Raw genomic sequence first — 19255 nt, 5'->3', positions numbered from 1 at the left:
CGTTGCGCGCCGCGGCACGGCGCGGCACGGTCGAAGAAACACGCAAGGAGGCACTGCCATGCCCATCGCGACGGTCAATCCCGCGAACGGCGAGACGCTCAGGACATTCGACGCACTGGACGAGCAGGAGATCGAGCGCAGGCTCGCCGCCGCCCACCGGGCGTTCCGCCACCACCGCACCACGGACTTCGCCCAGCGCGCCCGCCTCATGAACCGGGCGGCCGATCTCCTGGACGAGGACCAGGACGAGATCGCCCGCACGATGACCGTGGAGATGGGCAAGCCCGTCAAGGCCGCCCGCGCCGAGGCGGCCAAGTGCGCCAAGGCGATGCGCTGGTACGCGGCCAACGCCGAGCGCCTGCTCGCCGACGAGCACCCCGACGACACGGACGTCGAGGACTCCGGAGCCTCGCGCGCCCGCGTGCACTACCGCCCCCTGGGCGTGATCCTCGCCGTGATGCCGTGGAACTTCCCGCTCTGGCAGGTCATGCGTTTCGCCGCACCGGCGCTCATGGCGGGCAACACCGGGCTGCTCAAGCACGCCTCGAACGTCCCGCAGACGGCTCTGTACATCGAGGACCTCTTCAGCAGGGCCGGCTACCCCGAAGGGTGCTTCCAGACGCTGCTCATCGGTTCGGGAGCCGTCGAGGCGGTGCTGCGCGACCCCAGGGTCGCGGCGGCCACCCTCACCGGCAGTGAGCCCGCCGGCCGCGCGGTCGCCTCCGTCGCCGGTGACGAGGTGAAGAAGACGGTCCTGGAGCTGGGCGGCAGCGACCCGTACGTCGTCCTGCCCTCCGCGGACATCGAGAAGGCCGCCGCCACCGCGGTGACCGCCCGCGTGCAGAACAACGGGCAGTCCTGTATCGCGGCCAAGCGCTTCATCGTGCACACCGACGTGTACGACGCGTTCGCCGAGCGGTTCACCGCCGGGATGCGGGCCCTGACCGTGGGCGACCCCCTGGAGGAGTCCACCGACGTGGGGCCGCTCTCCAGTGAGCAGGGCCGCGCCGACCTGGAGGAACTCGTCGGCGACGCCCTGGGCCAGGGTGCCACCGCACTGTGCGGGGGCGGGCGGCCCGAAGGGCTGGACCGCGGCTGGTTCCACGAGCCCACCGTGCTCACCGGAATCACCCCCGGCATGCGCATCCACCGCGAGGAGACCTTCGGCCCGGTCGCGACGCTCTACCGGGTGGCGGACCTGGACGAGGCACTGGAAGTCGCCAACGACACGCCCTTCGGGCTCAGCTCCAACGTCTGGACCCGTGATCAGGGCGAGATGGACCGCTGTGTACGCGACCTGGACGCGGGCGGGGTCTTCTTCAACGGGATGACGGCCTCGCACCCCGCGCTGCCCTTCGGCGGGGTGAAGCGCTCCGGATACGGACGCGAGCTTGCCGGGCACGGCATCCGGGAGTTCTGCAACGCCACCACCGTCTGGTACGGCCCCGACTCGGACGCCCGCTAGGAGAGCCCTCATGACCGACGCCCCCTCGCCGTCCGCGGCATCCGTCCTGTCCGACACCGAGCTCGCCGCGCTCGACGCCCACTGGCGGGCGGCCAACTACCTGGCGGTCGGTCAGATCTACCTGATGGCGAACCCGCTGCTGGACGAGCCGCTGGCCCCCGAGCACATCAAACCGAGGCTCCTGGGTCACTGGGGCACCTCGCCCGGGCTGAACCTTGTCCACACCCACCTGAACCGGATCGTCAAGGCGAGAAGGCGGAAGGCCCTGTGCGTCTGGGGGCCGGGGCACGGCGGGCCGGCCGTCCTCGCCAACTCCTGGCTGGAGGGCAGCTACTCGGAGACCTACCCCGACGTCAGCCGCGACCGCGCCGGGATGGGCGTGCTGTTCAGGCAGTTCTCCTTCCCCGGTGGTGTGCCGAGCCACGTGGCCCCGGAGACCCCGGGCTCCATCCATGAGGGCGGGGAACTGGGGTACGCGCTCACCCACGCCTACGGCGCCGCCTACGACAACCCGGACCTGCTGGTCGCGTGTGTCATCGGGGACGGGGAGGCGGAGACCGGGCCCCTGGCGGCGTCCTGGCACTCCAACAAGTTCCTCGACCCCGTGCACGACGGGGCGGTCCTGCCGATCCTGCATCTCAACGGCTACAAGATCGCCAATCCCACGGTTCTCGCCCGGCTGCCCGAGGACGAACTCGACGCCCTCCTGCGCGGATACGGCCACGACCCCCTCCACGTCGAGGGGGACGACCCCGCCACCGTCCACCGCGCGCTGGCGGCGGCCATGGACCGCGCCGTCGACGCGATCGCCCGGCACCAGCAGGCCGCCCGGTCCGGCGGCGCTTCCGGACGCCCCCGCTGGCCGATGATCGTGCTGCGCACTCCCAAGGGCTGGACCGGGCCGGCGGAGGTCGACGGCCTGCCGGTGGAGGGCACCTGGCGTTCCCATCAGGTCCCGCTGCCCGGCGTCCGGGACGACCCCGCCCATCTGCGCATGCTGGAGCAGTGGATGCGCTCGTACCGGCCCGAGGAACTCTTCGACGCCGACGGCCGGCCCACCGCCCAGGTCCTGGACTGCGTCCCCGAGGGCGCGGCACGCCTCGGTTCCACCCCGCACGCCAACGGCGGGCTGCTGCTGCGTGACCTCCCCCTGCCGCCCCTGGAGGACCACGCGGTGCGGGTCGACAAGCCCGGGACCGTCCTGCACGAGCCCACCCGGGTCCTGGGCGGGCTGCTCGAAGACGTCATGGCGGCCACCGCCGAGCGCAGGGACTTCCGGGTCGTCGGCCCCGACGAGACCGAGTCCAACCGTCTCGGCGCGCTCTACGGCGCCACCGGCAAGGCCTGGCAGGCAGAGATCCTGCCCACCGACGAGCACCTGGCACGCGACGGCCGTGTGATGGAGGTGCTCTCTGAACACCTCTGCCAGGGCTGGCTGGAGGGGTACCTCCTCACCGGTCGGCACGGCCTGTTCTCCTCGTACGAAGCCTTCGCCCACATCGTCGACTCGATGGTCAACCAGCACATCAAGTGGCTGCGCACCTCGCGGCGGCTGCACTGGCGCGCGCCCATCGCCTCGCTGAACTACCTGCTCACCTCGCACGTCTGGCGGCAGGACCACAACGGTTTCTCGCACCAGGACCCGGGGTTCGTGGACCACATCCTCAACAAGAGCCCGGAGGTCGTCCGTGTCTATCTGCCGCCGGACGCCAACACGTTGCTGTCCACCGCGGACCACGTGCTGCGCAGCCGGGACTACGTGAACGTCGTCGTCGCGGGCAAGCAGCCGGGCTTCGACTGGCTCACCCTCGACGAGGCCCGCGCGCACTGCGCCCGCGGGGCCGGCGTCTGGGAATGGGCGGGCACCGAGGACGGCAGCCGCGAGCCCGACGTCGTGCTGGCCTGTGCGGGGGACGTGCCCACGCTGGAGACGATGGCGGCGGCCGGACTGCTGCGGCGGCACCTGCCGGAGCTCGCCGTGCGCGTGGTGAACGTGGTCGACATGACGCGGCTGCTGCCGCACGAGGAGCACCCGCACGGGATGCCGGACGCGGAGTACGACGCCCTGTTCACCCGGGACAAGCCGGTGATCTTCGCCTACCACGGCTATCCGTGGCTGGTGCACCGCCTGGCCTACCGGCGGGCGGGCCACGCCCACCTGCACGTCCGCGGCTACAAGGAGGAGGGGACCACCACCACGCCGTTCGACATGGTCCTCCGCAACGACCTCGACCGCTACCGGCTGGTCATGGACGTGGTCGACCGGGTGCCCGGGCTGGGGGTGCGCGCCGTCGCCGTACGCCAGGCCATGGCGGACGTCCGCGCGAGGCACCACGACTGGATCCGGGAGCACGGCACGGACCTTCCCGAGGTGGCCGACTGGGTCTGGGAGGGCTGACCGCCGCGCTGCCACGCACCTCGGCCGGCCTGCTTCCTCGCAGGCCGGCCGACGCGCAGGGTGACGACTCGTCAGTTCACTGTCGTGCGGACGACGGGTGAGACGGCGCCGCCACCGGTGATCCGGAGGGCGTTCTCCCCCTTGATGCCCAGCTTCACCCGCAGGCTGTACTCACCGCTGCGGGCGGTCTTCATCGTGGCCGGGAGGGACACCCAGCGCTTGCCCTGCTTCTGCTGGAGGGTGACCGGGGTGCCGGGGGTGATGTTCCGCGCGGAACCGTGGACGCGGAACTCCTCCCACGCGCCGACACTCCGCGCGGTCGCGTGGGCGGAGAGGGCCGGCCGGGTCGCCAGGTCCTGCGCGCTCGCCCCGGACGGCGGTGCGGGGACACCGGACGAGGCCACGGCCCCGCCCACCGCGCCGGCCAGTGCCACCGCTGTCAGCAGGGCTGCCGCCGAGGCGCGCCTGAATCGGTCCATGAATGGCTCTCCTTCGTGCACGGCGCGACCGGGGAGGGGCGGCACCGTGAGATCGACTTCGGAGCGCCAAACCTAGACATACTTCACATAATCCTCACGCAGGACACGCGGTCAGAAACGCAGAACCGCTGCGATGCGTCCGTGGACCGCGAGGGAGTCGTCGGCGACGAAGGACACCTCGCAGCCGTTGTCCAGCGCGGCCTCGACGAGTTCGTCGACGATGTCCTCGCGGACCTGGCCGTCCGTGTCCGGTGTGGCGTCCGGCCCGGCCGGCTCCAGATGCCCGTCGGTGACCCTGACCGTCGTGGCGAAGTGCTCCTCGATCGCGATCAGGCCCGCCCGGCCCTCCCGGACGGCCAGCCACACCTCGTCGAGACCGCCCGCGAAGGAGCGGCTGCTGCGGGCGTTGTCGAACCTGCTCCGGATCTCGGCGGCGGCCTGCGCGCGCCAGTCCTCCAGTGCCGGGCTCACCTCCTTGAGCAGCTCGGGCGCCGTGGTGTCGGCGGTCGTGCCCTTCGCGACCCGGCCGACGGCCGGCTTCGCGCTCTCGCCCACCTCGTCGAGGAGAGAGAGCGCCTGCGGGAGGCCGACGAGGAAGAGCGGGCGAGGGTCGGCGGCCATGACCCCGCGCAGCGCCTCGTCGACCGTGCGCAGGAAGTTGCGCGTGTCCTCGCTGCTGTACGTGCTCGGGGTGTCGCCAATCCGTTCCTCGCGCTGCGGATTGGGCTCCTCGTGCGGGGCGGAGAGGGGGAAGCCGCCCCGCTTCTCGGCGCGCAGCCCCTCGTTCGTGCCGGAGAACAGCGTGGCGTGCTCCGCGGAGAAGCCGAGGACCCAGAAGAGCCTCGCCCCGGCCTTGGCGGCGACGAGGTTGCGGGTCAGGTAGCTGTCGCTGAGGACCACCCGTTCGGGGGCGGTGCGTGGCAGCTGCCAGATCTGGTACTCGTCCGCGTCGGCGAGGATGACCAGGGAGTCCAGGGCCCGGCGCTGGTCCACCTCCTCCACCGCCCGGTCGAGCTGGGCCTTCACCGCCGCTCCCGCCTCGCGGGTCACCCGGGGGTCGGACTCCAGGCGGTTGCCCGCCTCGGCCACGAGGTTGCGCAGCCGTACGGCGTCCTGGGCGTTGTCCGGCGCCTTGCGGTGGGTCGGCATCGTCAGGGACAGGGCCGGATAGGGCCGGTTCCTGCGAAGGTCCTGCAATAGGCCGGGGGTCAGGGCGTCCGTGTCCATCGTTGTCTCCCGGAGGGGTCGGGGTCCGTGGTGCTGGGGCCGCCCCCAAGGCGCGGAGCGGGTCGTTCGACGAGTCAATTCATACCTTTTGATCCTAATATGGGCGAATTATTCCGTTCTCTCCGGAGGTGCATGCGATGTCCACGCTCACTGTGTGGAAGTTCCAGTCGGCCGAGGGCGCCGAGAACGTGGAGACCGCGCTGAAGTCGCTCCAGAAGGAGGGGCTGATCAAGATCCTCGACGCCGCCGTCGTGACGTGGCCGGCCGAGCGCTCGAAGCCCAGGACGAAGCAGCTGATCAACCTCGTCGGCGCGGGTGCGCTCAGTGGCACCTTCTGGGGCATGCTCTTCGGGCTCATCTTCCTGATGCCGCTGCTCGGCGCCGCAATCGGGGCAGCGGCCGGGGCGCTCGGCGGAAAGCTCGCCGACATCGGCATCGACGACGACTTCATCGCCGAGGTCAAGGAACAGGTGACGCCGGGGACTTCCGCGCTCTTCCTGCTCACCACGGACGAGGTGCCCAGCCGCATCAGCGAGTCCCTGCCGGGCGGCGGCGCCGAGCTCCTGCACAGCAACCTCGACACGGGACGCGAGGCCAAGCTCCGCGAGATCTTCGGCGACGAGTCGGAATGACGGGTGCTCGCGCGGCCGGACCCGGGCGGCGCCCGCCGGGCCGCTGATGGCCGCCAGCGAAGCCGTCACGGACGCGCTGCGCGAGCTCCACGCGCGCTACGCCGGCGTCCGGGGCGGCCGGCGCGCCGACTACATCCCGCAACTCGCGCGGTCCGATCCCGACGCCTTCGGGATCGCCCTCGTCAGCATGGACGGACACTGCTACAGCGCCGGTGCGGCGGACGCGGCCTTCACCCTCCAGTCGGTGTCCAAGCCCTTCGTCTACGCGCTCGCCCTGTCCACGCTGGGGCTCGACGAGGTGAGCCGCTGGGTCGGTGCGGAGCCCAGCGGCGAGGCGTTCAACGCCATCAGCCTGGAACCCCGTACGGGTCGGCCTGCCAACGCCATGGTCAACGCCGGCGCCATCGTGACCACCGCGCTCGTCCCGGACCGTGCGGCCGTCCCCGCCTTCACGGCCGTCCTGAGCTGTCTGAGCCGCTTCGCCGGGCGGCGCCTCGACGTCGACGAGGACGTGTACCGCTCCGAGGCGAGCACGGGGGACCGCAATCGGGCCCTGGCCTACCTCCTCCGCAGCACCGGGACCCTCCCGGTGGATCCGGTCGCCGCCGTCGACACCTACTTCCGGCAGTGCGCGGTGCGCGCCACCGCCGTCGATCTGGCCGTGATGGCGGCGACCCTCGCACACGGCGGGGTCAATCCGGTCACCGGCGAGACCGTCGTGTCGACGGAGGTCGCGGCGCAGGTGCTCTCCGTGATGGCCACCTGCGGGATGTACGACGCCTCCGGTGAGTGGCTGCTGCGGGTGGGGCTGCCGGCCAAGAGCGGGGTGTCCGGCGGGCTGATCGCCGCGGGACCCGCGCGCTTCGGCCTGGCCACCTACAGCACACCCCTGGACGCGGCGGGCACATCGGTGCGCGGGAGTGCCGCGATCGGCGCGCTCTCGGAACGGCTCGGGCTCCACCTCATGCGGAACCCGGCGCTGCCCGGCTCCACCGTCACGCTGGTCACCACCGCCGACGTCCTCCCCTCCGCGCCCTCCGGACGGCGCGAGCGGGCGCTGCGCGAGCGGGTCGGGGTGGTCGCGGCGCAGGGAGCCCTCGACTGCACGGCCGCCGAGCGTGTGCTGTACGCGCTGGACGAGACCGGCCCGGAGCGGGCGGGCGCAGTGGTGCTCGACCTGCGTGAGGTGACCGGCGCCGACTCCGTGGCCCTCGCGCTGCTGCACGCGGGCCTGGCCCGGCTCGCGCAGGACGGGCGGCGCGCGGCCGTCGTCGATCCCGGCGACCGGCTCGGCCCGCCGGACCTGGTGAGGGAGCGTACCGGCCAGGACCTGCCGCGCTTCGGCTCCCGCGAGGAAGCCGTCGAGCGCTGCGCGCAGGCCGTGGCCGGACCGGGCTGAAGTCCTACCAGATGGCCTCGACCCACTCGGGGTGGTCGATGAACGGGTTCCGGTTGTGCTGGAACCGGTCGAATATGATCTCGTTGCGGTTCTGCTCGAAGCTGTCCGGCGGGTCCTCCTGGCTCCACTGCTTCAGCACGGACAGCCGCCCGATGTACGGCGCCGAGCCGTTGGAGACGCTGTCGTTCGGTTCGAGGTCGGCGAAGGCGTCGTCGCCCTCGTAGCGCACGGCCATGTAGAGGATCATGCGGGCGACGTCGCCCTTCACCGCGTCGCGCGGCTCGAAGGAGTTGCTGTCGGTGTAGTTGCCGGGCGCTCCGGACACGGCGCTGCCGCCGTTGTCGAAGTCCTTGTTGCCGCGGATGGAGTTGACCTGGACGTCCTCGGGGCGCAGATGGTGGATGTCGGTCCCCGGGCCTGTCGTGGTGCCGAAGTCGCCGTGGGACTTGGCCCACACGTGCTCCCGGTTCCAGTCGCCGACGTCGCCGCCGTTCTCGCTCTTGGACTGGGAGCGGCCGGTGTAGAGGAGGATGACGTTGGAGGAGTTGGACGGGTCCTGGTCGGTGACCTTCAGCGCGTCCCAGACCTGGCTGTAGGAGAGCTTGGTCTGGTCACTGATGATCGTGTGCAGGGAGCTCTTGAGCGTGGCGCCGGTCTTGCCCAGCGCGTCCTGGTAGTAGGTGTCGTCGAGAGCAGCCGCCGGGGACACGGTGCGGTCGGTCGCGGGGGTGGCGGCGGGAGCGGTGGCCGTGACACAGGTGAGCACGGCGATCGAGGCGGCTGTCGCGAGAAGTGGACGCGCGTAGAAACGGCGACGACTGGACATGTGGGGTGTCCTCTCCGGGGCGGCGAACGGGGGTGTGACGGCCCTGCGGGTGCCTGTTCGCTCGGGAGCCTTCCACACGCACGGTGCCGGTCGTGTGAACGTTGCGTATTTATCATGTGCAAGTCAAGTGACGTCTCGTCCGGGCCCTCGCGGCATCGGATGCGGCGACGCCGCGGCGGCGCGAGAATTACCGCAAGGACGAGGAGGCGGTATGAGCGAAGAGTCCGAATCCGTATCCGTATCCGTACCGGAGGTCCGGGGGGTGACTCCGGACCGTCTGCTGCACGCCGGCGGGGACGACCAGCCCTCCGCGGAGGATCTGGTGCTCGCCTCCGGGCGGGACGTGACCCCCGAGAGTCTGGAGTGGGCGCGCCGGAGGCTGTCCGAGGAGGGCCGGTCGGCGCTGGACAAGCGGCTTCCGTAGGCCCCGCGGGGCCGTCAGGGGGCAACCGGGGCGGGGAGCGTGCAGGGCGCTCCCCGCCACTCGGTTAGCCTGAACGCAATATGAACCGTTTGACGACGTCACAGGGCGAATTCGATCTCGCCCGCTTTCCCGAGAACCCGCGCGATCCCCTCCGTGCGTGGGACGCCGCCGACGAGTATCTGCTGAACCGCCTGGACGGCGGTGACGGCGGCGAGCCGGTGCGCCCCTCGGGCACCGTGGCCGTGGTGGGCGACCGCTGGGGTGCCCTCGCCACCGCGCTGGCCGCGCACCGCCCCGTGCAGATCACCGACTCGTACCTCGCACGGCAGGCCACCCGCGCCAATCTGACGCGCAACGGCCTCGACCCGGACGCGGTCCGGACGCTGTCGGTGCGGGACACCCCGCCGGAGCGCGTCGACCTCCTGCTCGTACGGGTGCCGAAGAGCCTCGCGCTCCTGGAGGACCAGTTGCACCGGCTCGCCCCGGCCGTGCACGAGGGGACCGTGGTCATCGGCTCCGGCATGGTGAAGGAGATCCACACCTCCACCCTCAAACTCTTCGAGCGGATCATCGGGCCCACCCGCACCTCCCTCGCGGTGAAGAAGGCGCGCCTCATCTTCTGCACCCCCGACCCCGCGTTGCCGAGGACCCCCAGCCCCTGGCCGCTGCGCTACGAGCTGCCCGGCGACGTCGGCGCCGTCTCGGGCCGGACGGTCACCAACCACGCCGGGATCTTCTGCGCCGAACGCCTGGACATCGGCACCCGCTTCTTCCTGAAGCACCTCCCCACGCGCAAGGGCCCGGACCACGTTGTCGACCTGGGCTGCGGGAACGGCGTCGTGGGTACCTCCGCCGCGCTCGCCAACCCGGACGCGACCGTCACCTTCATCGACGAGTCCTACCAGGCCGTGGCCTCCGCCGAGGAGACGTTCCGGGCCAACACCGGACCGGACGCCGACGCGGAGTTCCTGGTCGGCGACGGCCTGTCCGACGTGCCTCCGGCCAGTGTGGACCTGGTCCTCAGCAACCCGCCGTTCCACTCGCACCAGGCGGTCACCGACGCCACCGCCCGGACCATGTTCCACGGGGCACGCGCCGCACTGCGTCAGGGCGGTGAGCTGTGGGTCGTCGGCAACCGGCACCTCGGCTACCACACCCAGCTGCGCCGGATCTTCGGCAACTGCGTGACCGTGGCCGGTGACCCGAAGTTCGTGGTCCTGCGGGCCGTCAAGCGCTGAGCCGCGCCGGAGGGTGCCGTCCGGACCGAGCCCGGACGGCACCCTCCGATCCTTTTTTCCTCCGGTGTGGGCGCCCGGCGCCCACACCTCCCCGTACGGCGCACGGTTGGGGTATGCCTGGAGGAGCACGAAGACCCCGTACCCCGAGTGACGATCTTCCCGGCACGACCACGCCCCGGCACGAGACCCGGGCCACGGCCCTGGCTCCGCCGCCGACCGGAAGGCACGAGCCCGATGAACGACGCAGACCCGGGACTGTTCGGCCCCCGCTCCGTCACCTGGCAGATGCACGGGGACCCCATGATGTGGGTGGCCGGTGTCCGTGCCCTCTACCTCCAGGCGCTGCACCCCCGCGCCGTCCGCGGCGTCACACAGAACTCCGACTTCCGCGAGGACGCCTGGGGTCGGCTGCTGCGCACGGCCGACTTCGTCGGAACGCTCACCTACGACACCGTGCCGGCCGCCGAGAAGCACGGCGCACGCGTACGCAGGATCCACCGGCTCCTCAAGGCCACCGACCCGGTCACCGGCGAGGTCTACGGCATCGACGAACCGGACCTGCTGCTCTGGGTGCACTGCGCGGAGGTCGACTCCTACCTCCAGGTGGTGCGCCGCTCCGGCTACCCCCTCGGCGAGACCCAGGCCGACCGGTACGTCGACGAGCAGCGGGTGAGCGCCCGCCTCGTCGGCCTCGACCCGGCAGCCGTTCCCGCCACGACCGGGGCCCTCGCCGCGTACTTCGACGAGGTCCGCCCGCAACTCGCCGCCGGCGCCGAGGCCGCTGACGTCGAGGCCTTCCTGCGCAAGCCGCCGGTCCATGCCCTGCTGACCCCCGCGCGTGCGCTGCTGTGGCGGCGCGTGGCGGCACTGGCCTACGACTCCCTGCCCCCGTACGCCCATGAGCTGTACGGCAGGCCGGCGCCGCCCCGGGCGTCGGTCGACCACCGCCTGCGCGCCACGGGAACTGCCCTGCGCGCCGTCCCCGCCCGCCTGCGCTGGCGGCTGCCGCCCGGGCACATCGTGAAGGCGATGGCCCGGCTGGGCCCCGGCAGCAGGCCCGCCCCGTACACACTCCGCAGACAGGCCGCCATACTGGACGGGCCGGGGAGGGCACAGCTGTAGGCGGGACGCGAAGCAGACGGGGGCGGCAACAGGCGATGGCGGAAACCAGGCTGATCCAGAGCCGGTACCGGCTGCTCGATCTCATCGGGCGGGGCGGCATGGGAGAGGTGTGGCGTGCCCGGGACGAATCGCTGGGCCGGCAGGTCGCCGTCAAGTGCCTGAAACCGGTGGGACCGCAGCACGACCGGGACTTCATCCGCATCCTGCGCGAGCGGTTCCGCCGCGAGGCGCGGGTGGCCGCCGCACTCCAGCACCGGGGCGTCACCGTCGTCCATGACTTCGGCGAGTCGGAGGGCGTCCTCTACCTCGTCATGGAACTCCTGGAAGGGCGCAATCTCAGCCAGCTCCTGGAGGACAACAAGCAGCACCCCCTGCCGGTGCCGGACGTCGTCGACATCGCCGAGCAGGTCGCCGACGCCCTCGGTTACACCCACCAGCAGGGCATAGTGCACCGCGACCTGAAGCCCGCCAACATCATGCGGCTCGACGACGGGACGGTGAAGATCTGCGACTTCGGCATCGCCCGGCTCGGCGCCGACATCGGCTTCACCTCGCGCCTCACCGGTACCGGAATCGCCATGGGCACCCCGCACTACATGTCGCCGGAGCAGATCAGCGGCGGAGAGGTCGACCACCGCAGCGACCTGTACTCCCTGGGCTGTGTGCTGTACGAGATCGCCACGGGAGTACCGCCGTTCGACATGGACGACGCCTGGGCCGTCCTGGTCGGCCATCGCGACACCGTGCCCGAGCCGCCGCGCACCCACCGGGCCGAGCTGCCCGGCTTCTTCGACCGTGTCGTCCTGGACCTGCTGGCCAAGACTCCCGAAGGGCGGCCGTCCGACGCGGGAGACGTGAGGGCACGCATCGCGCTCGGGCGCACCGGGGAGCAGCCGCAGGCCGGCCGGGTCAGGCTCGCCCCGCCCGTGCCGTTCGAGCACCCGGCCCGGCGCCCAGGAGGACAGCCGCCCCGACTTCCCTCCTGGACACGCGACATGACCACCGGTCACAAGGCCCGCAGCGCCGCGTACTCCGGGACGGCCGCCATCGACCAGGCACTCGCACTCACCGGCGCGTGGACCACGGGGGCGGTGGGCCCGCCACGCACCGGCGCGTTCCCGCCCGCCGGAGCCGGCCGGCCCACCCCGTCCCCCGAACTGCTCGCGACCCTGGCCAGCCGGCACAGCGCCGGACTCAACCTGGGCCGCCTCGGGCACTGGGAGGAGGCGGGCGAGGCCCATCGCGCGGTCGCCGCCGAGCGCGCGCTCGCGCTCGGCCCCGACCACCCCGACACGCTCGCCAGCCGGTACGAGGTGGCCTTCACCCTCAGCCGCACCGGACGGGCCGCCGACGCCCTGCGTGAGTTCGGCCAGGTCGCCGAGGGCCGCGAACGCACGCTGGGACCCGACCACCCGGAGACCCTCGCGGCCCGGCAGGAGACGGCCTACGTGCTCGGGCAGCTCGGCCGGCACTTCGAGGCCCACCAGGTCTACGCCGCGGTGCTCGCCTCGCGTGAGCGCTCCATGGGACCGGACCACCCCGACACCCTGCGCTGCCGCCACAACCTGGCCTTCAGCCTGAGCCGCCTCGGCCGGCTGGAGGACTCCTACCGCATGGCCCGCGAGGTGGCGGACGCCCGAAGCAGACTGCTCGGCGCCACCCACCCCGACACACTCGTCACGCTCTACGAGGTGGCCTACACCCTCGGCAGGCTCGACCGCTGGACCGAGGCCCTGCAGACCTACCGCGAGGTGGCGCAGGCCCGCGCCGTCACGCTCGGCGCCCACCACCCCGACACCTTGTCCGCACGCTACGAGACGGGCATCAGCCTCGGGCGCCTGGGCCGCAGCGCCGAAGCCCTGGAGCTCTACCGCGCACTGGCCGACGACCGCACCCGCGTCGCCGGGCCCGAGGACCCGGAGACTCTCCGCGCCCGCCACGGCCTCGCGGTCAACCTCGGGAGGATGGCGCGCTGGGACGAGGCACTCGCCGAGTCGCGCGAGGTGTGCGCGATCCGGGAGCGCACGCTGGGACCCGACCACCCCGACACCCTCGTGAGCCGCCGGGAGGTGGCCGTGGGGCTGGGCTGGCTCGGCCGCTGGGCCGACGCCCTCAGCGGCTACCGTGCGGTCGCCGACGCCCGCGAACGGGTCCTGGGCGCCGACCACCCGGACACTCTGGCCAGCCGCAACGACGAGGCTCACTGCCTGGAACAGCTCGGCCGCGGCCCGGAGGCGGTCGACCTCTACCGCCGGGTCGCCGACCTGCGCCGGCAGCGCGGCATCCCCCCGCACTGACCGTCAGGCGAGGCCGCCCCGCGCACGGTGGAGGTCACGCAGCAGCGCGATCTCCGCCCCGTGGTGCAGCAGCTCCTGGTTGACCCACCAGACGACGTCGAGAAAGCGTTCCTCGGGGTCGCCGCCGTACGGGTAGGTGCAGTGGCCGACCCTGTCGAGTGCGGCATCGTCGGCGTCGAGCAGCGCCGCACGCCACGCCGCCGCCGAGGCGTCGAAGTCCGCCACGGCACCGGCCGCGTCCCCCACGATCCGGTGGTCGTCACGGGTCAGCGCGTGGCTCCCCACCGTGTGGTCCGCACGCAGGGCCAGCAGCTCGCTGAGATGACTCAGGCGCCACGCGAGGGTCGTGAACGGCGGCGGCGAGGGATGCGGGTACGGCGCGGTGTCGCGCCCCCAGTCACCCGCACCGGTCAGGGCACTCGCGCCGGGGCCGGGGCCCGCGCTCCTGCGGCGCACCGACCAGCACGACGGCACAGGCTCCCACAGATACTCCTCGTCCGTGAGCGGCGGGACCTCCACGTCCGTTCCGTTGCCGCTGTCCACGGACGGGCCGGCCAGCCGCCTGGTGAGCCGTTCGCGCGCCCAGTCGAACTGCTCGAGCAGGGGCTGGAGGCGTGCGGGTGTGTCCATGGAAGCTCCCGGGCCGGACGGATGGGGTGAGGTCCGCGAGAACCCTGCCACAGCGGCGGCCACCCGGCTCCCGCATTTTCGGAGCCCCCGCCACGAACCGCGCCCCCTGTGCCGGGAGATCGACCCGTGCTACGAAGGGGCATGCCCGCAGACGAGACGGCCTCACCCGGCACACCCGCCCGCTCCCACTACGACGCGGTGATCGTCGGAGGCGGCCACAACGGCCTGGTGGCCGCCGCCTACCTCGCGCGCGCCGGGCAGTCCGTCCTCGTCCTGGAACGCCTGCCCGCCACCGGGGGAGCGGCCGTGTCGAGCCGCCCCTTCGACGGGGTCGACGCCCGGATCTCCCGCTACTCCTACCTCGTCTCGCTCCTCCCACGGAAGATCGTCCGCGAGCTCGGCCTCGACTTCGCCGTACGCAAGCGCACCGTCTCCTCGTACACCCCGGCCGTACGCGGCGGGCGGCACACCGGACTGCTCGTCGGCGCAGACGCGACCCGCGACTCCTTCGCCGCGCTCACCGGGGACGACCGGGAGTACGACGCGTGGCAACGCTTCTACGGGATGACGCGGCGGGTCGCCGAACGGGTCTTCCCCACGCTCACCGAACCCCTGCCCGCCCGCGCCGCCCTGCGCGACCGGATCGACGACGCGTACGCCTGGCGCACCCTGTTCGAGGAGCCCATCGGCGTCACCGTCGAGGAGACCTTCGCCGACGACCTCGTCCGTGGAGTCGTGCTCACCGACGGGCTGATCGGCACCTTCGCGGACGCCCACGATCCCTCCCTGGTCCAGAACCGCTGCTTCCTGTACCACGTGATCGGCAACGGCACGGGTGACTGGGACGTCCCCGTCGGCGGCATGGGCGCACTCACCGACGCGCTGGCCGGTGCGGCGCGCGCGGCGGGCGCCGAGATCCGTGTCCGGCACGAGGCGACCCGTGTCGAGACCGACAACACCCGTGCCGAGGTGACCGTCCGGTCACCGGGCGGGGAACACGTCGTGGGCGCCCGCCGGGTGCTGGTCAACGCCTCTCCCCAGGCGCTGGCCGCACTCCTCGGCGAGGAACCGCCCGCCCCGGCCGAGGGCGCCCAGCTCAAGGTGAACATGCTGCTGACGCGGCTGCCCCGACTGCGTGACCGCTCCGTGGACCCGCGCCGGGCGTTCGCCGGGACGTTCCACATCGCCGAGGGCTACGGGCAACTGGCCACCGCCTACCGCGACGCGGCGGCGGGCCGCCTGCCCGCCGCTCCGCCCTCGGAGATCTACTGCCACTCCCTGACGGACCCCTCGATCCTCGCCCCCGGGCTCGCGGCCCGCGGCTACCAGACGCTCACCCTGTTCGGACTGCACGCCCCGGCCCGGCTCTTCGCGGAGGACCACGACGCCAGACGCGCCGAACTGCTCGATGCCACCCTGGCCGAACTCGACGCCCATCTCGAGGAGCCGATCGCCGGCTGTCTGGCGCTCGACGCCGACGGCAGGCCCTGCATCGAGGCGAAGACGCCTCTCGACCTGGAACGCGAGCTGCGCCTGCCCGGCGGGCACATCTTCCACCGGGACCTTTCCTTCCCCCACGCCACCGGCGGGACCGGCCGCTGGGGCGTGGAGACCGCCCACGCCAACGTGCTGCTCTGCGGGGCGGGCGCGGTGCGCGGCGGCGGCGTCAGCGGGGTGCCCGGCCACAACGCCGCCATGGCGGCGCTGGGCCGGTGACTCCCACCTCCTACCGGCCGAACACCCCGCGCAGCGCCCCGAGCTTGCGCGGCAGGTCGTACTCCGCCCCTCCCTCGTGACCGTTGTACGTGAACACCTCCAGCTCTGCGGGGCCCGCGTACGCGTGGTACGCCGCGAACACCGTCGACGACGGGCAGATCCGGTCCATCAGACCCACCGAGAGCCATGCCGGGGCCGTCGCCCGGGCGGCGAAGTTGACCCCGTCGAAGTACGAGAGGGTCCGCATGGCCTCCTCGACCCTGAAGCGGTGCCCGGACAGCCAGCGGGCGATCTCCGCGTACGGTCCCGAGTCCGTGATCTGCGAGGCTCGCCGGAAGTGGCAGAGGAACGGCACATCGGCGACGGCCGCCGCCACGTCGTCCCGCAGCCCGGCCACGGCGAGCGCGAGGCCGCCTCCCTGGCTGCCGCCGAGCACCGCGACCCGGGAGGGGTCCACCGCCTCGTGGGCCCTGACCGCGTCCACCGCGCGCACGGCGTCGGTGATGAGACGCCGGTAGTAGTGCCGGCCGGGATCCTCGATGCCCCGGGTGAGGAAGCCGGGGGAGGAGGAGCCGTGACCGTCCGGACCGATGTCCGGAGTGTCCGCGGTGTTCTTCCCGCCGCCGCCCTGGCCCCGGTTGTCCATGACCAGATGGGCGTAGCCGAGCGCGCTCCAGGTCAGCCAGGAGTACGGGATGCCCCGGCCGCCGTTGTAGCCGATGTACTGCACCACCGCCGGGAGCGGGGCCGAGCGGACGCGCGGCAGCAGCAGCCAGGCCTTCACCGGCTGTCCGCCCCAGCCGGTGAACGTCACGTCGAGGACGTCCACCGTCGCGAAGCCGGCGTCGTAGGGGACGAACGCGGCGTCCAGACCGTGCCGTGCCGCCTCCGTGAGGGTCTTGTCCCAGAACGCGTCGAAGTCGGCGGGCTCCTCCGGCTCCGGCCGGTACTCCCGCAGCCGCTCCAGGGGCATGTCGAACAGCAAGGGTCTAGCTCCTCTTCAGGGTGAGGGTGAGGGTCGCGCCGTGCAGGCCCGCCGTGTCGGCGGTGATCCGCAGGCCCCGCCGCGTGGCGGCCGTGCGGATGCCCGGGTCCGCGGTGTCGACCGTGAGTCCCGGCCTGGACAGTTCCAGCACCACCGAGGAACGCAGCTGCGTCGGATCGGACAGGGCGACCGTGACCTTCCCGTCCCGCGGGCGCACCATCACCGAGGCGGGGCCGTCACAGGTCAGTTCCCGCACCGTGCCGGCCGTCCAGAAGTTCGCGGCGAGCAGCCCGTCCGCTGCCCGGCGCACGGCGTGCACCGCGGTCGAGCGGGCCACCAGGTCCACGGGGGGCGCCGCCGACCACTGCCGGGTCCGGGCGGCGGAAGCCGTGGGGGCCTGGAGCCAGAAGTAGCCGGCATCCGTGGGAGCCGCCCCGTGGTCCTGCCACAGCGTCAGGTAGGGGCGGGTGACCGGGGTGTCCGTGCCGTACTTGAGGTTGATCTCCCGCCAGGTGGCCGTGCGCTCCTCACGCAGGCCGCGCAGGGTGACGGGTTCAGGGAAGACGTACCCCCCGGTCCCGTCGAGGTGCAGCCAGCGCACCTCGGACAGCCCCGCCGACCAGTCCGTGCCGGCGGGCGCGGGGCTGCCGTCGACGAGCAGCGCGGCGGCCGGATCGCGCAGCTTGCGGTTCTCGACGACCGTCTCCACGGTGCCGTCCTCCGCGGTGATGCCCGACCCGACGCACGCGATCACGTCGTCCAGGCAGAACCAGCTCTTGAGGCCGCGCAGCGTGCTTCCGTGGGCCCGCAGTTCCATGCCGTAGGCCCCGAGCGTCGTGCCCGGCAGGGCGGTGCCGCCCGCCCAGTCGGCGGTGCTCGTCGTGCGCTGGCCCGCGGCGTCCGCCGGCCGACCGGCGACCACCGTGGTACCCGGCAGCCGGGTGGGATCGACGGTCGGCCAGTAGTCCTCGCTGTAGTGCCCGAGATCGTCGGTGTACAGCAGCACCATGCCGTCGGAGAGGTGCCAGCCGTGCAGATTCTCGTTCTGGATCGACTCGTAGTTGTAGATCCGGCTCGAGTAGGCCGAGATGCCGAGGGCGAACGACGGTCTGTGGTGCGCCGCCTTGTCCATCCGGGGGTGCTGCTTGTGGGCGACCAGAGGCCCGCGCGCGGGCACGGGTGAGTCCATGACGCGCAGCGCGGCCACGAGCGAGGCCGGGTCGGTGACGGCCAGGAAGTCCCGGTAGGTGTCCTCCGCGATCCACTGCTTGACCAGTGCCGTGAACGTCTCGGCGGTCTCGCCGGTGGAGGCGGGGATGAGCCGTAGCACGGCCTCGACGACCGTCTGCGCGGAGGCGTGGCCCTGCTTGCTGGGGCGCGCGATCTCGCGTCCGCACACCGACGCCATCACGTCACCCCGCACCAGCAGCGGGTCGAAGCCGTCCAGGACCCATCCGCGGATGTTGTCGAGATCGGGGTCGGTGACCGCCCAGTCGGTGCCTCCGAGCAGATTCAGCAGCCGGGAGAGGCTGTTGAGCAGCTCCTTGCCGTACCCGCCGTTGTACGGATGCCTGTAGTGCTGGAGGAACGAGCCGTCGGAGTAGAAGCCCTCACCCGTGCCCGCCGTGCCGTCGGTCCGGTCGTTGAAGGCCAGGACGCTGTTGGCACCCGAACCCTCGACGTCCGAAAGAGCGTCACGCACCCGGGCCAGGGAGTCGCCGTCGTCGCGCAGGACCGCGTTGACGGCGACCACCGTGGACACCCACACCCGGTTGGCGCCCGTCGCGATCTGGCGGTCGGCGCGCCACAGGTTCGGATCGGGTGTGTAGTGCCGCACGGCCGAGGTGATCCGGCCCAGCCGCTCGGCCCCCAGGACGTCGTACAGGAGGACGGCCGTGTCGTTCAGCGCGAGCGCCGAGCCGATCTCCCAGTCCCAGTCGTTGTCGAAGCGGGTGTGACCGGGCCCGTAACGGTTCGTCAGCATCCAGTCGACACCGGCCAGGAGCAGGTCGCGCAGGGGGGCGTCCCCGTACTGCGGTGTGCCGGGGACGGCCCACGCGGTCGCGATCGTGGCGAGGCGCTTGAAGGAGGTGGTGACGTGGTTGGAGAGCGCCGTGCTGGTCAGGTCGGCGAACAGCCCGTCCGTACGGGAGGGGTCGAGCCCCTTGGCCGCGGTCGTCGCGGCCCGGCCGGTCCTGGCGACGGCCGCCGCCGTCCGCGCGTCGTCCGGATCGAGACCGGGGCCGCCGGTCAGCAGGGTGTGCCAGCGGGACCGCAGCGTGGCCGAGTCACCCACGGCGGCGTGGGCGGTCCCGGGTGCGAAGGTCAGGGGCAGGGTGACGGCCGCGCCGAGCGCGGCCGCCCCGGCCAGGACTGTGCGGCGCGTCGCGCCCGTGCCTGGGTTCATGGGTCGGGTC

At 72.4% G+C, this 19255-nt stretch carries 15 protein-coding genes; 9 read left to right on the top strand and 6 right to left on the bottom strand.

The window, feature by feature from the left end; all coding sequences use genetic code 11:
* Positions 1-58: 58 nt before the first annotated feature.
* Together ACFY8O_RS17545 and ACFY8O_RS17540 are read left to right on the top strand one after the other, a co-directional pair.
* Positions 59-1465 (top strand): NADP-dependent succinic semialdehyde dehydrogenase, encoded by a 1407-nt coding sequence (locus ACFY8O_RS17545; protein ID WP_387903197.1) that lies wholly within the window; start codon positions 59-61, stop codon positions 1463-1465.
* A gap of 10 nt (positions 1466-1475) precedes the next feature.
* Positions 1476-3863, top strand: a complete 2388-nt coding sequence (locus ACFY8O_RS17540; protein WP_387903194.1) for a phosphoketolase family protein — start codon at positions 1476-1478, stop codon at positions 3861-3863.
* A gap of 71 nt (positions 3864-3934) precedes the next feature.
* On the opposite strand, the gene ACFY8O_RS17535 is transcribed toward ACFY8O_RS17540, so the two are convergent.
* Positions 3935-4342: a hypothetical protein gene (locus ACFY8O_RS17535; RefSeq protein WP_387903191.1), complete on the bottom strand. Its 408-nt coding sequence runs from the start codon at positions 4340-4342 to the stop codon at positions 3935-3937.
* Between the two features lie 111 nt (positions 4343-4453).
* Positions 4454-5569, bottom strand: a complete 1116-nt coding sequence (locus ACFY8O_RS17530) for a baeRF3 domain-containing protein (RefSeq protein WP_387903188.1) — start codon at positions 5567-5569, stop codon at positions 4454-4456.
* Positions 5570-5706: 137 nt separating this feature from the next.
* On the opposite strand from ACFY8O_RS17530, the gene ACFY8O_RS17525 reads away from it, so the two are divergent.
* Positions 5707-6201 (top strand): DUF1269 domain-containing protein, encoded by a 495-nt coding sequence (locus ACFY8O_RS17525; RefSeq protein WP_145807510.1) that lies wholly within the window; start codon positions 5707-5709, stop codon positions 6199-6201.
* Between the two features lie 46 nt (positions 6202-6247).
* On the top strand, positions 6248-7600 hold the full coding sequence (gene glsA, locus ACFY8O_RS17520) for a glutaminase A (RefSeq protein ID WP_145807508.1): 1353 nt from the start codon (positions 6248-6250) through the stop codon (positions 7598-7600).
* Between the two features lie 4 nt (positions 7601-7604).
* On the opposite strand, the gene ACFY8O_RS17515 is transcribed toward glsA, so the two are convergent.
* The gene (locus ACFY8O_RS17515; protein WP_387903184.1) at positions 7605-8426 is read right to left on the bottom strand and encodes an endonuclease I family protein; all 822 of its coding nucleotides are present in this window, start codon (positions 8424-8426) and stop codon (positions 7605-7607) included.
* 211 nt (positions 8427-8637) lie between these two features.
* Here ACFY8O_RS17515 and ACFY8O_RS17510 point away from each other — a divergent pair, with 211 nt between their 5' ends.
* From ACFY8O_RS17510 to ACFY8O_RS17495, 4 genes are all read left to right on the top strand, one after another.
* Positions 8638-8850 carry a hypothetical protein gene (locus ACFY8O_RS17510; RefSeq protein WP_145807504.1) on the top strand — a complete coding sequence of 71 codons (213 nt, stop codon included), beginning with the start codon at positions 8638-8640 and terminating at the stop codon, positions 8848-8850.
* Positions 8851-8930: 80 nt separating this feature from the next.
* A complete protein-coding gene (locus ACFY8O_RS17505; protein ID WP_387903181.1) occupies positions 8931-10088 on the top strand; it encodes a methyltransferase in 1158 nt (385 codons plus the stop codon).
* Positions 10089-10322: 234 nt separating this feature from the next.
* Complete coding sequence (locus ACFY8O_RS17500) at positions 10323-11210, top strand: oxygenase MpaB family protein (protein WP_387903179.1); 888 nt, start codon at positions 10323-10325, stop codon at positions 11208-11210.
* Positions 11211-11245: 35 nt separating this feature from the next.
* Positions 11246-13507, top strand: coding sequence for a serine/threonine-protein kinase (locus ACFY8O_RS17495; RefSeq protein ID WP_387903176.1), 2262 nt, complete (start codon positions 11246-11248; stop codon positions 13505-13507).
* Positions 13508-13510: 3 nt separating this feature from the next.
* Here the strand turns inward: ACFY8O_RS17495 and ACFY8O_RS17490 are convergent, their stop codons facing one another.
* On the bottom strand, positions 13511-14137 hold the full coding sequence (locus tag ACFY8O_RS17490; protein WP_387903173.1) for a DinB family protein: 627 nt from the start codon (positions 14135-14137) through the stop codon (positions 13511-13513).
* Positions 14138-14278: 141 nt separating this feature from the next.
* Here ACFY8O_RS17490 and ACFY8O_RS17485 point away from each other — a divergent pair, with 141 nt between their 5' ends.
* Positions 14279-15853 (top strand): phytoene desaturase family protein, encoded by a 1575-nt coding sequence (locus tag ACFY8O_RS17485; RefSeq protein ID WP_387903170.1) that lies wholly within the window; start codon positions 14279-14281, stop codon positions 15851-15853.
* Positions 15854-15863: 10 nt separating this feature from the next.
* Here the strand turns inward: ACFY8O_RS17485 and ACFY8O_RS17480 are convergent, their stop codons facing one another.
* Both ACFY8O_RS17480 and ACFY8O_RS17475 read right to left on the bottom strand, forming a co-directional pair.
* Positions 15864-16838, bottom strand: a complete 975-nt coding sequence (locus tag ACFY8O_RS17480; RefSeq protein ID WP_387903168.1) for an acetylxylan esterase — start codon at positions 16836-16838, stop codon at positions 15864-15866.
* 4 nt (positions 16839-16842) lie between these two features.
* A complete protein-coding gene (locus ACFY8O_RS17475) occupies positions 16843-19245 on the bottom strand; it encodes a polysaccharide lyase 8 family protein (protein ID WP_387903165.1) in 2403 nt (800 codons plus the stop codon).
* Between the last annotated feature and the right edge of the window lie 10 nt (positions 19246-19255).

This window comes from Streptomyces argenteolus (genome assembly GCF_042902585.1).
Taxonomy (GTDB): domain Bacteria; phylum Actinomycetota; class Actinomycetes; order Streptomycetales; family Streptomycetaceae; genus Streptomyces; species Streptomyces argenteolus.
The sequence above is the reverse complement of the archived record's forward strand: the minus strand, read 5'-3'. Positions and strand labels throughout refer to the sequence as shown.